At 58.0% G+C, this 14,104-nt stretch carries 17 protein-coding genes; 2 read left to right on the top strand and 15 right to left on the bottom strand.

What is annotated here, in order from left to right; translation table 11 throughout:
* Positions 1–65: 65 nt before the first annotated feature.
* On the top strand, positions 66–545 hold the full coding sequence (locus FKW31_RS16185) for a hypothetical protein (RefSeq protein ID WP_202878726.1): 480 nt from the start codon (positions 66–68) through the stop codon (positions 543–545).
* A 128-nt stretch (positions 546–673) separates the two neighbouring features.
* A complete protein-coding gene (locus FKW31_RS12735; RefSeq protein ID WP_150178721.1) occupies positions 674–1,195 on the top strand; it encodes an RcnB family protein in 522 nt (173 codons plus the stop codon).
* Between the two features lie 123 nt (positions 1,196–1,318).
* Here the strand turns inward: FKW31_RS12735 and pnuC are convergent, their stop codons facing one another.
* The 15 genes from pnuC to FKW31_RS12665 all read right to left on the bottom strand — a co-directional run bounded on the left by pnuC (position 1,319) and on the right by FKW31_RS12665 (position 14,088).
* The gene (pnuC, locus tag FKW31_RS12730; RefSeq protein ID WP_150178720.1) at positions 1,319–1,882 is read right to left on the bottom strand and encodes a nicotinamide riboside transporter PnuC; all 564 of its coding nucleotides are present in this window, start codon (positions 1,880–1,882) and stop codon (positions 1,319–1,321) included.
* Positions 1,879–3,186, bottom strand: a complete 1,308-nt coding sequence (locus FKW31_RS12725) for a phosphotransferase enzyme family protein (protein ID WP_150178719.1) — start codon at positions 3,184–3,186, stop codon at positions 1,879–1,881. Before FKW31_RS12725 ends, pnuC begins: the two co-directional genes overlap by 4 nt.
* Positions 3,187–3,188: 2 nt before the next feature.
* The gene (locus FKW31_RS12720; RefSeq protein WP_193562079.1) at positions 3,189–5,690 is read right to left on the bottom strand and encodes a TonB-dependent receptor; all 2,502 of its coding nucleotides are present in this window, start codon (positions 5,688–5,690) and stop codon (positions 3,189–3,191) included.
* A gap of 6 nt (positions 5,691–5,696) precedes the next feature.
* The gene (locus tag FKW31_RS12715; protein WP_150178718.1) at positions 5,697–6,959 is read right to left on the bottom strand and encodes a sodium:proton antiporter; all 1,263 of its coding nucleotides are present in this window, start codon (positions 6,957–6,959) and stop codon (positions 5,697–5,699) included.
* Between the two features lie 72 nt (positions 6,960–7,031).
* Positions 7,032–7,478 (bottom strand): hypothetical protein, encoded by a 447-nt coding sequence (locus FKW31_RS12710; RefSeq protein ID WP_150178717.1) that lies wholly within the window; start codon positions 7,476–7,478, stop codon positions 7,032–7,034.
* Between the two features lie 123 nt (positions 7,479–7,601).
* Positions 7,602–8,171 carry a hypothetical protein gene (locus FKW31_RS12705; protein WP_006117091.1) on the bottom strand — a complete coding sequence of 190 codons (570 nt, stop codon included), beginning with the start codon at positions 8,169–8,171 and terminating at the stop codon, positions 7,602–7,604.
* A 6-nt stretch (positions 8,172–8,177) separates the two neighbouring features.
* Entirely contained in the window at positions 8,178–8,333 is a 156-nt protein-coding gene (locus FKW31_RS16460) for a hypothetical protein (protein WP_238332834.1), read from the bottom strand.
* Positions 8,323–9,276: a phage tail protein gene (locus tag FKW31_RS12700; RefSeq protein WP_238332833.1), complete on the bottom strand. Its 954-nt coding sequence runs from the start codon at positions 9,274–9,276 to the stop codon at positions 8,323–8,325. Before FKW31_RS12700 ends, FKW31_RS16460 begins: the two co-directional genes overlap by 11 nt.
* A 7-nt stretch (positions 9,277–9,283) precedes the next feature.
* On the bottom strand, positions 9,284–9,862 hold the full coding sequence (locus tag FKW31_RS12695; RefSeq protein WP_150178716.1) for a DUF2612 domain-containing protein: 579 nt from the start codon (positions 9,860–9,862) through the stop codon (positions 9,284–9,286).
* Positions 9,862–11,055 (bottom strand): baseplate J/gp47 family protein, encoded by a 1,194-nt coding sequence (locus tag FKW31_RS12690; RefSeq protein ID WP_193562082.1) that lies wholly within the window; start codon positions 11,053–11,055, stop codon positions 9,862–9,864. Before FKW31_RS12690 ends, FKW31_RS12695 begins: the two co-directional genes overlap by 1 nt.
* Positions 11,056–11,083: 28 nt before the next feature.
* Entirely contained in the window at positions 11,084–11,437 is a 354-nt protein-coding gene (locus FKW31_RS12685) for a hypothetical protein (RefSeq protein ID WP_006117087.1), read from the bottom strand.
* An 11-nt stretch (positions 11,438–11,448) separates the two neighbouring features.
* Positions 11,449–12,138 carry a Gp138 family membrane-puncturing spike protein gene (locus tag FKW31_RS12680; protein ID WP_150178715.1) on the bottom strand — a complete coding sequence of 230 codons (690 nt, stop codon included), beginning with the start codon at positions 12,136–12,138 and terminating at the stop codon, positions 11,449–11,451.
* Entirely contained in the window at positions 12,135–13,061 is a 927-nt protein-coding gene (locus FKW31_RS12675) for a baseplate hub protein (RefSeq protein WP_150178714.1), read from the bottom strand. The genes FKW31_RS12680 and FKW31_RS12675 overlap by 4 nt, the downstream gene beginning before the upstream one ends.
* Entirely contained in the window at positions 13,058–13,378 is a 321-nt protein-coding gene (locus tag FKW31_RS12670; RefSeq protein ID WP_006117084.1) for a phage baseplate plug protein, read from the bottom strand. The genes FKW31_RS12675 and FKW31_RS12670 overlap by 4 nt, the downstream gene beginning before the upstream one ends.
* Entirely contained in the window at positions 13,375–14,088 is a 714-nt protein-coding gene (locus FKW31_RS12665) for a hypothetical protein (RefSeq protein WP_089178664.1), read from the bottom strand. Before FKW31_RS12665 ends, FKW31_RS12670 begins: the two co-directional genes overlap by 4 nt.
* Positions 14,089–14,104 lie beyond the last annotated feature (16 nt).

Raw genomic sequence — 14,104 nt, 5'->3', positions numbered from 1 at the left:
CCCAAGGCTGCCGCCCCATTGTGGGCGGCCCTACCCGGCTACGGCCATAAAAAAAGGCGCCCCATTTGGAGCGCCTTTTTTATGCAACCCATAAAGGGCCACATGTAGCAAGATTAGTTGCTGCTGTTGTTTTCGCCGCCGTTCGGGCCGCCATGTTCGCCACCTGGGCCACCATGTTCACCACCGAAGTTGCCCTGCTGGCCACGATCACCATGTTCGCCACCCTGCTGGCCACGGTCACCATGTTCGCCGCCCTGCTGGCCGCGGTCACCACGATCACCGCGTTCGCCACGGTTTTCATCACCACGGCCGTTCTGGTTATCGCTGTTTTCGCTATGCTTGTGTTTGTGGTGATGGCTTTCTGCGTGAGAAGCAACCGGCATAGCAACACCCAGAGCAGCAAGCAGAAGAAGAGCTTTTTTCATCGTGAACAATACTTTCATTCAATGCGTTTGGCACCGCACTTGGCAGTGCGTGTCAAAAATGAAGCTAGGAAAGAATTAAGACAAAATAAAGGCTCGCAGACATACATTATGTTAATTTGATTTATGCCTTGCGTTGCATCCTACGCAAGCCGCCTGCCTTACCCTTTATTATAGTGTGAGAAAGCTGGAACGTAATTCTGCCACAAGCGTATGTGAAAAATAGATTTATTATAAAATAGAGGTTTGACATGAAATTCCGTTATTTTGCAGCCGCTGCCATGATGGGTGTGATGTGTGCATCCGCCCCTCTTCATGCCGAACCCCAGTTTAATGGCCGTGGTGGCCCCAATGGTGGCCCCGGCGCCATGCACGGCGGCCCACAACATGGCGGCCCCGGCCCAGCCATGCACAACAACCGCCCCGGCCGTGGCGGCCCCGCGCGTAATGGCGGCGACAATTTTGATATGAACCGCACATGGCGTAAGGGAGACCGCTACGATGGCCCCCGCAACAGCCGCTGGATGATCACAAACTGGCAGAGCCAGCGCGGCCTGTACGCCCCGCCATCTGGCTATTACTGGATGCGCTATGGCAACCAGTTTTTGCTAACATCTCTTACCACGGGCATTATTGCTGGTGTTGTAAGCGCCACCATTGGGGCCGTTGCCACCCCAGCAACCCCCACCTATGCCACACCGGGCTATACAGCCCCCGGTTATGCCGCGCCGGGCTATGCCGCACCCGGATACGCCGTTCCGAGCGGTTACTAAAAATAGCCTGATACACCATAGAAAAAAGCCAGAACGTATTGTGCAATCTGGCTCTTTTCTACACATAAAAAAGCCGCTGCCCTTGATATATTGGGGCGCGGCTTTTTTCTTTTTACAATGGGTTTATGGGCTGCGTGCCGCCACATGCCGCCACCGCCACCAGCCTTGTGCGGCAAGGCCCACAAAGGCCGTGTACAACACAGCGGTTACAAACAGCCTGCGTTGCACAAACAGCAGCGCATACAAAACATCCACCACAATCCACAACACCCAGCAGGCGCGGTAGCGTTTGGCTGTCCATATCTGGCCCAGCACGCTGTAGGCACTTAGCCCAGCATCGGAAAGGGGCATGGGGTCATCCGTTATGCCGCGCAAGGCCAGCCCCAGGGCCAAACCTGCCACGGCTGTTATGCCGGTATCTCGCCATAAGGTGTGCCGGGTTAGGCGTGCAATATGCACCTGCCCGCTTGCCTGCACACCACGTTGCCAGCACCACAGGCCATATAACGCCAAAACCCCAAACACGCCCTGCAAAGCGGCATCTGCATAAAGGTGATCCTGCGCAAACACCACGCCATATAATACCGAGGCCAGAAGCATAACCGGCCAACACCACACCGTTCTATGCCCCGTAAGCCACACGCCCAAGGCGCTGGCAACTGCCGCCAGCCATTCCAGCCCTGTCACCGCTGGTGCTCCGCCAGCAAGGCAGGCAAACGGGCCAGAAGTTCCTGCCCCTCTGGCGCTTGCGCAAACCACTGGGCATGGCCAAGCAGATACGCGGTATAGGCAACCTCCGCTGATGCCTCATCTTGCAGCAGAGTTCCAAAATATGCTGTTTCAGACAGCGCAAATTCAACATGCACCAAAGGCAAAAACGCCACCACCTGCGCACGTTCTGCCGCACTTAAAGGCCGGATATGCTGATACCCCGTTACAAACGCAGCAAGCTGATCCCACTCCACCATATGCGGGGCCTGCTGTGCCGTTGCGCTACAGCTTGGCAAAGCCAGCCAATCCACCATGCTGCGTTCTATGGCCACGGCCACATCAAACGCGGCGCAGGTGCGGTCTGCCATGCCAAAATCCAGCACGGCAACAGGTGTGTTTGCATGCCAGAACAGGTTGGAAGGGTGCCAGTCTCCATGCCCCCAAGCGGGTTTTATGCCGGGTAGCAAAGGGCGCAAGCGTTCATGAAACGGCACAACAACCCGCGCCACATCCTGCTGCCACGGGCGGTTGGCCAATGCCGCCACCAACCCCGGTTGCCGCGCCACCCATTGCTGGAGTGCAGGCATAAAATCTGCTTGCCCCACCACGCACATGCTGGAAACCAGCGGCACCACCGGGGCGGTTTTGCCCGCCACATTGGCGCTGCGTTCGGGGGCTGTATCATCCGCCGCGGCCTTGTGCAGTTGCGCCAGCGCCACCCCCGCTGCATGCGCCTGCGCGGTGGAGAAATACGGTTTCCAGGACATCACATCCCGGTAGGTGTCTTGCCCTTTGGCGGGTAGAAAAGCCTCGTATGTCCAGTTTTCAAGTTCCAGCGCGGTGCGCCCGTTATGTAAGGCCAATGCGGGGCATACGGGCAGGCCCTTGCTGGCCAGATGGCGGATAAACGCGTGTTCCTGCTCCAGCATGGCGGCACTGCGCAATGCGCGCGCATGGCGTTTGAGCACGCAGCTTGTGGCCCGCACCACCTGCCCGCCCATATTAGCACTGGCACTGGCACTGGCACTGGCACTGGCACTGGCACTGGCACTGGCACTGGCACTTACATGGCTGGCAGAAGCCTCTCCCGCAAGCTGCACCACGCAGGCGGCAGAAAACGGGCGCATGCTATGCCATGTTACCTTTTGCGCAGGCGGCATATTGGCAAAATGCGCCAGCACAGCAGAAACTTCATCCAGCGTAAGGCAAGGCCAATCTCGCTTTTCCTGCACACCGTGAACGCCAAACTGCGCCGTATTCTGGGGGGAAGAATCTGCCACGCCTAAAACCCGGTAGAGGCTGTAAACAGGGCCGCAAACCCGCCGCCAATATAATAATCCGGGGCCTGCCCGGCTATGGTGGTGCCGTAGCGGCCCTGTGTGTCATGCGCGTTCATGGTGGGGTCTGCCACGCCGGAAAGATAGTGCTGGTTGGTGATGTTAATAAAGTTCATGCGGAACTCTGGCCGATGCAGCACAGAAACATCATCCATCCGATACCCCAACGCCAGATTACCCGTAACATGGCTGGGCATGCGCTCATCATTCATGAATGTTGCGTATTGATGGCCGGTGTATTTTACGGTCATCACGCCAAAAAAGTGCCCGTCATCATATGTCAGGCCCGCGGCGGCTTGCAGCGTGGGGCTGCGTACGGCGCGTTTGCCGCGTGTGGGCAGCAGATCTCCGCCCGAATACAGATCATTATCAATGGTGGCGTGCAGATATTCGCCCGAAAGATACGGGCTAATATGGTGCCACGGGCGCAAACCTATTTCTACATCCACCCCGCGAGATGTCTGCCCACCTGCGTTGATGGTGGAATCCACCGGGGCGCCATTTATCATTGCCAAAGTGGCAATCTGGCGGTTTGTGAAGTTATAGTTAAATAACGTCAGGCTGCCCACAACGCGGCTACCTGCGTAACGGTAGCCCAGTTCTTCTGCTATGGAATATTCATTTTTCAGGCTGGAAGTGCCTTTTTGTGTTACCGCGCCGGATGTGGGGTCATACACATCATACAAGGCGGGTTCTGCCGGGGTGCGGAAGTTGGTGGTGGCATTGAAAAACACCTGATGTTCCGGCGTAATCTGAAAACGCACACCAAAGCGCGGTAGGGGCACGGCGGTGTTCATATTAGCGTGGTAGGGCGCGCCCGGCACGGCGTTTGTGCCTGTGCGCGAGAACATTACTTCCTTAAAACCTGCTGTCAGCAACAGCCTATCCTGCAACAGGGAAACCCTATCCCCCACAAACAGCGCATTGGTTTGCGAGAGAGTGTGGTTGCTGGCCCCCAGCAGCATGTTGCCATCGGCCAGCGTAATGGGCCGCCCACCCCATACGCTGCCCGCATTGCCGCTGCCATTTACGGCGGCAAAGGTTTCGCGCTCGGTGTCATCACCGTAATCATACCAGTAGCCCAACACCAGATCATTTACGCCGCGCTTCCATTCCAATGCGGATGTAAAGCCAGAACGAAAGCTGCGCTGTGTGTAATCTGCCCGCACAGTGCTATAACCATCTGCCGTTACGGGCAAATCCAGCACATCGGGCACGGCCTCTGTGCCATTATACAGGCCAGATGTGGGCAGTTGCGTACCGCCTGCGGCATTGCCATACGCGCCTTGCGCATAAGGCGTAACGTGCAGGCTCAGCCCCTCCGCCAGTGTAAATTGCAAAGGCGCGGCCAGATACAACGTGCGTTCCGGCTGCCGAGAAAGCCGCCAGTTATCCGAACCCCCGTAATCATCATCCGCATGGAAGTGCCTGTCCAGATTATTGGGGCCGCCTATGCCGTACGTGCGCCAATCATCCTTGCTAACCTGCGGGTAATAGCTATCCACCGCTTGGTTCCAAGATCCTAACAGACCCGCGCTGTTGCCTTGGCCCCATGTTTTTTCCAGCTTGAAATCAACATGCTGGCGTTCATCCCGCCCGGCACCGCGCCAGTTATCCGTAGCGCCGTGAGAATAGGAGACAAAGCCCCGTAGGCCGGTATTATGCCCGATCTCGCCCGTATCCAGCCGCAGGAACTCGCGGTTGGTATCGTAAGAGCCGTAGGAGGCGCTAAGCTGCCCACCCGCCTTTTGTGCTGGCGCGCGGAAACGCAGCTTCATTAACCCGCCAGCGGCATTTAGCACCGGGCTATCCAGATCGGGAGATCCCTGTTGCAGGGCAATGTTTTCGTAATTTTCGCTATCTGCAAACTGGCTGGGGTAACCGGTGTAATAGGCAATATCGTTCAGCGGCATGCCTTCCAGCACGTAGCCTATGGCATCTCCATTCATGCCGCGCACGCTGATATTGGTTTGCGGTGAAAACCCAAACGGGTCTGACCCGCTAACATTGGCGCCCGGTAGTTGGGAAACAAGCTCAAACGCCGTGGCGGTGGGGGATTGCAGGCGAATATACTCCTGCCCCACCACGCTTTGGGCCTGAGGTTCGGTTTGCGAATGAATCAGCCCGCCGCCAGCACTGGCATGCAGCGGGTTGGCCCGCACAATAACCACCTGCGGGCGGCCAGAAGCCTGCACCGGCACACCCTGCGCTTTGGGGGGTGTAGCCGCATGCGCACCCGTGGGCGCTGCCGCATGCTGGGCGGCTTTTGGCCCGGCCACTGGAGGCACAGATGCAGCCTGCGCCTGCCCAACCCAAACCGGCCACGCCATGCTGCAAAGCAGCGCGCCAGAAGCCAGCGCACAGGCCATCCACCACCGTTGGCGGCAACAGGGCCGCACTTTGGGGGCCACGCACCAGCATACTGCACGTTGTATTAAGGCAGGCATCTGGTTTTATCCTTCTGCCGCACCAAGGCGCACCTGCCGCACCACGCGCTCCATCGTTAACCCCTGCACTAAAATGGTAAACACAACCACCGCATAACACACTGCAAGCAGCACATCACGCATAGGCCCGTGTTCCAGGCTTAACGCAAGGGCTATGGAAATACCGCCACGCAGGCCGCCCCATGTCATAATAGCCAATACGCGCCAGCGCTGGGAATCCCGCAAATATACGGGCAGCATGGCCAGCAGCACGCTAAGCGCCCGCACGGTAATGGAAAGCGGAATGGCCAAAGCGGCCGCCAGCAACACCGGAACACGGATAGGCACGCTGAGCACATAAAACCCTATCAGCACAAACAGACAGGCGTTAAGCACCTCATCCACCATCATCCAGAAATTTCGGATTTCGCGGTGCCCGTGCTGGCTAAGCGCCCCCAGTGCGCGGGGCATGCCCAGCACCAGCCCGGCTGTAACGGCCGCCACCGGGCCAGAAACTTCCAGCATTTTGGCAAGGCTGTACACCCCGCTGGCAAGAGAGATGGAAATAAGCAGTTCAAGATGCGCATCTGTTACCAGCCGCATGCACCATACCGCCAAGCACCCGCACAAAAAGCCCAGCAGCAGGCCGCCCCCCACTTCCTGCACCATTTGCCACACCAGATCCCCCAATGGGCCAATGGTGCCCGCCTCTGCCAGTTGCACCGCCACGGCAAACACCACAACACCCACGCCATCGTTAAACAGGCTTTCCCCCGCAAAAATGGCCTGCACTCTGGGGGGCAGCCCCAAGCGGCGCAACATGCCCACAACAGAAACAGGATCTGTTGGGGCCAGAATTGCCCCCAGCACCACACACCACGGCAAAGAAACCGCAAACCCCACCAGCGGAAACGCCATCCACATGCCCCCGGCAAGCAGCGCCACAGCCAGCAGTGTGCCTAAAAGCGCCAGTGCCAGAATGGAAAAACGGTTCTGCCATAGCTCGCGCTGATCTACAGATTGCGCACCCGCAAACAGCAGGAAGGACAAAGCCCCATCCAGCAAAGTGGCTGGCAGATTTATGCTATCCAGCACCGCGCGGGCGGCATCCATACGGGGCATGGGCACGGCCTGCTCCAGAAAAAGCAAAACCGTGGCCACCCCCAAAGCCTGTGCCGTAATGCCAATAGTGGTGGGCAGGTGCAGGTAACGGTGGTTGATAATGGCAAAAGCTGTTGCCAGTGTGATCACAATGGCAAACAGCGCCAGCGGATTGAAAAAAGGCGGCATGAGCGGTTTCCAGTCTGATCAAACAGGCTGATGACGGGCGCAAACCAGAAAACCGCAAAACCGGATGCCAGATCAGGCGTTATTCTGCGGCTGCCCGGCCTCATCCATATTCACGATCGTCTGATCCGAAATGGAAACGTCTGTAAGTTCGGGGCGTTGCAATGCCTCGTTGGCAGAGCGCGCCAAACCGGCTGTCTTGTCTTTCAGATCTGCCAGTTCCTCCCGCACATCTCCCAGAATTTCCAGCAGGGCCTGATGGTCTTCTGCTGCGCGCCGGTCTGCCCCACGGCTTAGCACCGCATTACCCACCATAAGCGCGGGCAGCGCCACAAGCTGGATACAGTTGCTGATATATAGCAGCGTGTTCTGCCACTGGGGCACAACCGCTGGCACCAGAGAAAACAGGAAAAACACATACACGCACCAGATACTGCCGAACATGACTGTCATTTTAACAGCCACGTTCTCGTTAAATCTGTTCACAAATGAATCGGCCTGTTGCTGTGATTTAGGTTTCATTTCTATACCTTTGCCTGAAATACCCACCGCGTTCGGGTGGGCTATCTATTTGCTCCAAGGTGTATCACAGCGTTGTGGGCTTGTCCGCTTGCGGGCAGCAAGGCTGGCTCCCACGCGCATGCTTCAGGCCAGCAGATAGGGCTGGCCGGTGGGGGTGGTTAGCACGCCTTGGGGGGCCAACAGGGCATTGGGCGGTATGGGCGTGCCATCTGCCAGCGTGGGCACCTGTGGCGGCGCGGCGGCGGCACTTTCTGCACTGATGTAAAGCTGCACGCTGGCCGTAACGCTGCGCCCCTGTACGGTGTGCAGCACCATCTGCACTGTCTGCACCGTATCTGGCGGGCCGCTGCCCAAAAACACGCAGGCCATGCCTTGTATAATTGTAACCCACAGCACGGCCAAATCCGTATCCTGCCCGGTTGCAGTGGGCACGCTGGCCGTCACACTGGCCAGCGTATCCCCCGTGCCTTCCAACCATGCGGCTGGGGTAAGGGTATAATCCAGCGCATCTGCACTGCTGCGGGCAGGCCATGCCTGCACCACCTGCTCTGCCAGTTGGCCACGCAGGCATAGCCCCGGCGCCATCATAACCGGCAACACGCGTGCGCGGGCGGGTTGCCACCCCGGCGCCAGCACGGCCCCTTCAGGCAGCACAGAACAGGCCGTGCCTGCGGTATTGCAAGAACATGTCATGGTTTTTTACCTTGGCCCAATAGCTGTAACCCATACCGTTATGGGGGTGGAAACCGCGCCATCGTGATCATCCACCACATAGCGCACGCCCACAGCGCCAATGCCCGTGGCGGTAGGGGCCTGATCGGGCATGGCAAGTGTCATGCGTTGTTCATACTGCATGCACTGCAACTGCACAGATGTGGGCACCCCCCGCAAAAGCCTGCGGAAAAGTAATGGCATCTCCATCCTGAATGGTAACGGAAAAGGACTGAATGCGCTGCCCGTATGGCAGGTTGATTACACGCCCATCCTGCGTGGCAAAATCGGCCTGATACGTGCCCAGCCCCACATAACTGCCAGCGGGCTGAAACACCCCGTTGGCCCAGCTTTGCGTAGCCACCACCGCGCCATCTGGCATACGGATGGAGCCATCCTGGCGGAACTGCCATTCATGCCATCCGCCTGCGGCATCTGTTAACTGCACGCTGGCAAACGCATATTGCTCAAACGCATCACGCAGGCAGAACAGCGCCTTCATGCTGGCGCTATACCCCAAGCGAGAAATAAACTGCGGCCCCCACGGCATATCACCCGCCTGTGGTGCGCCATTGCTGCCGCTGCCGCCCCATGTGCCGGTGCTATCGTAATAACCGTTGCTGATTTTACCGCCCGTAAGCGGAAAAAAGCTTTGCGCGGCTTGGGCAGATGTAAGCAGCCCGCTAAACAGGTTTGTCCACGCCGCACCCTGCGCGCCGGGGGTGGACAGGTTGTTATCCTGCCCAGAAACCCAAAACGTGCCCACAACGCTGCCCGCCACCACAGCCCCAGCCGGGTAACCACCAATAGCGGCGGCAAAACTGGCATCAAACGGGCCAACATAACCTGTTTGCAAAACCTGAATGGCAGCAGAAAGCGTTTTCAAAAAACCGTTCATATCCGCCCCACGCGGGGGTACGCCACCGGCTGCGCGTTCTGTAAAGGTTTCGGGCGGAAAACCCAGCGCCATGCTGGCAGAGCCATCGCCCGCCGTGGTTTGCGCTGTGGGAATATCCGCACAGTTGGCCGCTGTGGCGGAGGCCGCAATAGGTGTTGTAAACCGCCCGGAAATATCTGCTTGTTTCATAAGGTCTTCAGCCCCTGATGCTGTAAGATACCGCAACCCCGCCGGGGCGCGGCAGCACACCGGCGTTTTCGATAATGGAAACCTGCACATCTGTTGGCACAAAGCCAAAGGCGTAGGTCATGCTCATGTTGGTGTTATCTTCCACCCACGCATCGCCCTGCCCGGCAAACAGCGTGCGCAAAATGGCGTTAAGCGAAAGCACAGAACAATCCGTAATATTGGCCAGCGCCTTGGCATAAATAAGCTGCCGAAACCCGGCATCTGACAGGCTGCAATTTGTAAAATCACCCACCACAACACGGCCCGCATACCACGGGGCGGTGTTAAAGCCCTGCTCTGTCAGATCATTGGCCTCGGCAAAGCCCAGATACTGGCCAGAGGCCATGCGCAACACGCGCGAAACCCCAACAATGCGGCCCCATACATCCAACCCGTAGCCTTGGGCTGTTTCTATGTTCCATAGATTGTCAAACCAGTTTTCTATACTCTGCGCGGGGTCTAAACACTGGTTCCAGCCCTCTAGCAGCGCATTCAGGCTGGGCGAGCACGCATATTGAGAAAGCACCGTTTGCCCCACATTCTGCATCAGGCAAACTCCACGGCAATATCAGCCAGTTCCAGCGTGAAAATCTGGTTGATATTTGCCTGCGCCGTAACACCCGTGGGGCTGGCCGCTGTGCCCACCCGAATATCCACCACCTGCGCCCAACTGCCCACCGCCGCCACGCAGGCGTAAAACCGGCTGGCATATAACGTGCCGCCAATACCCACGCGGGCAGAACCATCCTGCCCCAAAAAGCACGCCAGAACAGCTTGCTGCACGGCAGATGTTGCTGTGTTTGGCACGCCAGAACCGGCTGCCAGTGTAAGCACAATATAAAGCGGCGTGGGCTGGGCACGCTCAAACGCCACTGTATAGCTGGGTGGTGTGGTGTACGTGCCAGAAGTATCTGTTACAGAAACGCTGGTGCTGCCAGTATAGGCACAGCCGGGTGGCTTTTTACGCAAGATAGCCAAAGCCACGGCGGCATCCGTACCACCATTTACGCACACATACAGGCTATTGGGCGCAAGTGTTATGCCCCCTTGCGTTACTGCAACATTGCTGCTGTTATCTGCAACATACGCATCTGTTACGCCATCTACCGCCTGCACGGCCGCCAATATGGCAGCCAATGCCCCTACGGAATTCACAGCCACGGCGGCCTGCCTGCGGGCTTCAAACGCTGCACGGCCTTCTACCGCACGCCCCGTAACCCCCGCCACCGCGTTGCCCACGCCAGACCACCCGGCAACAGATTGGCACAGCCGCACACTGCCCGCCGGGCAGGATACCTCCCCCAACGTGGTGCAGGAAAACGTGCCCGTGCCTGTGCCCGTGGTATCCAGCGTAATGGCCGCATCTGCCGCATAGGTATTGCCCGCGGCATCTGCCACCAAAGCCCCTTGCGGAATAACCGTGCCCTCCACCCCCGTGCATTGGCATGTTACCACCGTGGGCGTGGCGGGTTTGCGCTCCATAAAATAAATACGGCCAATGGCATCCTGCATGCGGCCAGAAGCACGCGCTGGGTCCACCCCGTTAAACACAGCCAGCATTTGATCATACGCATCGCCCAAAATGGCGGTAAGCGATGTGGCCAACTGTCCTTGTGGGGTAGATAAATCCGTGTTCAGCGTATTGCCAAAAGCGGCGTTTATATCTGCCAGAACACCGGCCAGCATGTCTGCCTCCTGCGGCAGCACAAAGCCGGTATCATCCAGCAAGGGCGCAGGCACGGATGTTGTGCCTGCGGCAAGTGAGGTTTCAGAAACTGGCAAGGGTTGTGCTTCCGTTTTCCAATGTCAGATAAATCTGGCCGCTTAGCTTGCGGTCTGCCCCAAGGCTGGCCAGCACACAGGTTGCGCGCGCCACGTTGGGCACAGCAAGGGCCGCCTGCGCAACATCGGCCCGAAACAGCGCGGCAGACTGGTTGCGCCCCAAAACACCTGCCAGATAGGGCAAGCCAAGGGCCGTGTTGTACCAGCATTCTCCCTTAAACACGCGCACCGCGCTGGAAACATCCTGCGCGGTGGCGTAGGGCACATCCGCCACGGCAATATTGCCCTGCGCATCCACCACCAGATCCCACGTTGCACGATCTAGCAACAAGGTTTTCATACGTGTTTCTCCTAACCCTGCGGGGCGCTGGTGGTGCCACTGCCGGGCATAACGCCACCATGCACATGCGATACCAGCGAAACACCACCGGCCTGCACATCCTGCCCCACATTCAGGCTGCCACTTATGCTGGCATCTCCTGAAATCTTGAGTAATTTTGCAGATATTTCCACAGTTCCGGGCGTATGTATAACCACCCCATCAGGTGTGAACTGAATATACTGGCTGGGTGCCGCATTTAAAAAACCGCCCAAATACAGCGCATCCGCCATACTGTTGTGCCGAAAACTGCCGGGCGGAGCAGCAGTGCGGGCGGTTTTTACGTTTAGAATATCCCGATCCGCCATGACGGCCAGCCCGATATCCCCCACCGCGGGGTCTAGCACCACAGCGCTGCTGCCACCCTGAAGCCGAAAATATGGCACGTTATACACCACACCATGCGGCATGGTTTGGCCTGCGGCATCTTGCTGATGCACCATAGGTTGCACATCCACAAACCCAACAGGGGCCAAGCCTGCGCCAGAAACCGCACACACCTTAACGGGTATAGCGGTGCGCACCTCCACCAACATGCGGCGCATAACGGCCACCAGCGCGTTGTAATCCGATGCCGCCGCCCCGGCCCTATCAAACACCACCTGACCAGATGCGGGCATGTTGGGCGGAAAGCCTGATGTAAAACTGCTCTGATCTGTCATGAATTTTTCAATCCCACGGCCTGCGCCACCACATTGGTAAACCACGGGCCATCTGGCATTTGCGCGCTTAAACTGTGCCGAAGATGCAAAACCTGCCACAGCCCCGTTGCCCCTCCACCGGGCTGATACGGGCTTTGCAACGCCAGCACGCCACCACAGCCAATGCGCGGGTTAAACAGCATGTCCAACGACACCCCACCACCAGACCACGTGGGATACCCCACCAGCCCCGTGCTGGCCGAAACCTGAATAGCGGCAGATGTATCCACTGTTGTGCTGGTTCCGCCGGTTCTGGCGGGCCATGCCGCCAAACGCCCCCGCCCCAATGCGGCCTGAAAAGGTTGCGTATTCAAACACTGGCTGATCTGCTGCCCCGGTGTGCCATGAAAATACGGATCATGCAGCACGGTGTTCAGCCCGTTATTTTCAAATGTCAGCCCGGCTTTTGCGGCAATACGCGCCAATACCTGCGCCAGCGGCACCGCCCCCCTAAACCCGGTGGGCAAAGCAGGCAGCGCATTTGGCAATACTGTAGAAAACGCCTGCACCACAAAAGCAACATCTGGTGCTGTGCTATAATCTGCATAAGCCAAAGCAACCCCACCCTGAAACACCAAAGCCTGCGCGCCAGAGGCCCCATCGGGCACCATGAGCAACACTTCGCTGGCGCTCTGGTTGGCAGGATCTGGCGCGCTCAGGCTTAGGCGGTTCATTAAATCTGGAGGCATGCCGGTGATACGGATAGACACGGTTTCTCCCGTTGGGTACGGGGCCTGCAAAATATCCGCCTGCACCTGCAAACCAGAAAGCGTAACCGTATCCACCCCATCTGCCGTACCAAACACGCCATTAAGCAGCCGAAACATTACCTGCACATCTCGCGTGGCCCAGTCTGGTGTTTTTGTGCTGAGCATGCTGCTCATGCGGGCCATCCGCTGCGCCATAACAGCACATAGCGCGTGCCAAGCCCGGTGCTTTGCGGGTTCTGCGTGCCTTGGGTATCCATAAACGCCAGATCACCCGGCAGGCCGGTGGCGGCATTCCGTGCCAGCCATGTGCGATCTTGGCACAACACGCCAGAAAGCACGCGCGTGCCAGCGCACCATATATCTGCATACAGCCCCGTAGCACGTTGGCGCAGGGCTATCTGGAGTGTTTGTGCTGCCAGTGTAATCTTAAACATCTGTGCAGGCACGGCACTTATGGGCACCTGCACCAGTGTTGTTGTGGGGGTGCTCATGCAATTTCTCCGGCATCTGCATAACTGGTGGCCGCATAGGCCATGCCGCCGCATTGTATCTGCTGGCCCTGCGGCATGCGGGTGCTGGCAAACTGCGTGCTTCCGGTTATACGCACTTCCTGCAAGGCAATTTCTACAACTGGCATGGTAATGCCCTGGCGGGCTTCCCTCATCCAACGGTGGCCGATAATGTTAACGCTATCGTATTTCTTTTCCGGGGTGATAACGGCATACAGGTTTGTATCGGCCTCCAACGCCTCCAGCGTGGCAAAAAAACCTGCACGCACATACAAAGCCCCCGCCTGCCCGGCCCCTGCCAGAACATCCAGCGCAAGACTGGTGGCATTGGCATCCTCCATTCCGGCTTCTGAACCATCGCACACCATCACAATCCGATGCTGCCGAGACATGCGCACTTTGCTGTAAGATAAAAACGCACCACCCTCCAGCGGGGCTTCTGCAATGCGCCACGTACTTTGCATATCGGCAGAAAGCACATGGGCAGATGTTAAAACCCTCTGCCCATCCTGTGTAAAAATACCCCACTGGCTGGCGGCCTGCGTAATTTGCAGATCATCCAGCAAACTGCCCACCGTAACAGATGCCGAAGCCTGCACCCCGGCAGAAACAGATTGCCCCATAAGGGCAGGCACCCCCGCTGCAACAGGAATATTCCATACAGATGGCAGGCTGACAGGCAACATGGGCATATAACAGAACTCTTTA

The organism is Acetobacter sp. DmW_136, from assembly GCF_008690365.1.
In the GTDB taxonomy this organism is placed as follows: Bacteria; Pseudomonadota; Alphaproteobacteria; order Acetobacterales; family Acetobacteraceae; genus Acetobacter; species Acetobacter oryzifermentans.
Note: the sequence above shows the minus strand (reverse complement) of the source record. Positions and strands in the feature narration are given on the sequence as shown.

Bases quoted from the DNA above. Each gene is read 5' to 3' on its own strand.
- FKW31_RS12735 (WP_150178721.1), top strand. From the start codon at position 674: ATGAAATTCCGTTATTTTGCAGCCGCTGCCATGATGGGTGTGATGTGT.
- FKW31_RS12720 (WP_193562079.1), bottom strand. From the start codon at position 5,690: ATGCCTGCCTTAATACAACGTGCAGTATGCTGGTGCGTGGCCCCCAAA.
- FKW31_RS12715 (WP_150178718.1), bottom strand. From the start codon at position 6,959: ATGCCGCCTTTTTTCAATCCGCTGGCGCTGTTTGCCATTGTGATCACA.
- FKW31_RS12710 (WP_150178717.1), bottom strand. From the start codon at position 7,478: ATGAAACCTAAATCACAGCAACAGGCCGATTCATTTGTGAACAGATTT.
- FKW31_RS12705 (WP_006117091.1), bottom strand. From the start codon at position 8,171: ATGACATGTTCTTGCAATACCGCAGGCACGGCCTGTTCTGTGCTGCCT.
- FKW31_RS16460 (WP_238332834.1), bottom strand. From the start codon at position 8,333: ATGCAGTATGAACAACGCATGACACTTGCCATGCCCGATCAGGCCCCT.
- FKW31_RS12700 (WP_238332833.1), bottom strand. From the start codon at position 9,276: ATGAAACAAGCAGATATTTCCGGGCGGTTTACAACACCTATTGCGGCC.
- FKW31_RS12695 (WP_150178716.1), bottom strand. From the start codon at position 9,862: ATGCAGAATGTGGGGCAAACGGTGCTTTCTCAATATGCGTGCTCGCCC.
- FKW31_RS12685 (WP_006117087.1), bottom strand. From the start codon at position 11,437: ATGAAAACCTTGTTGCTAGATCGTGCAACGTGGGATCTGGTGGTGGAT.
- FKW31_RS12680 (WP_150178715.1), bottom strand. From the start codon at position 12,138: ATGACAGATCAGAGCAGTTTTACATCAGGCTTTCCGCCCAACATGCCC.
- FKW31_RS12675 (WP_150178714.1), bottom strand. From the start codon at position 13,061: ATGAGCAGCATGCTCAGCACAAAAACACCAGACTGGGCCACGCGAGAT.
- FKW31_RS12670 (WP_006117084.1), bottom strand. From the start codon at position 13,378: ATGAGCACCCCCACAACAACACTGGTGCAGGTGCCCATAAGTGCCGTG.
- FKW31_RS12665 (WP_089178664.1), bottom strand. From the start codon at position 14,088: ATGCCCATGTTGCCTGTCAGCCTGCCATCTGTATGGAATATTCCTGTT.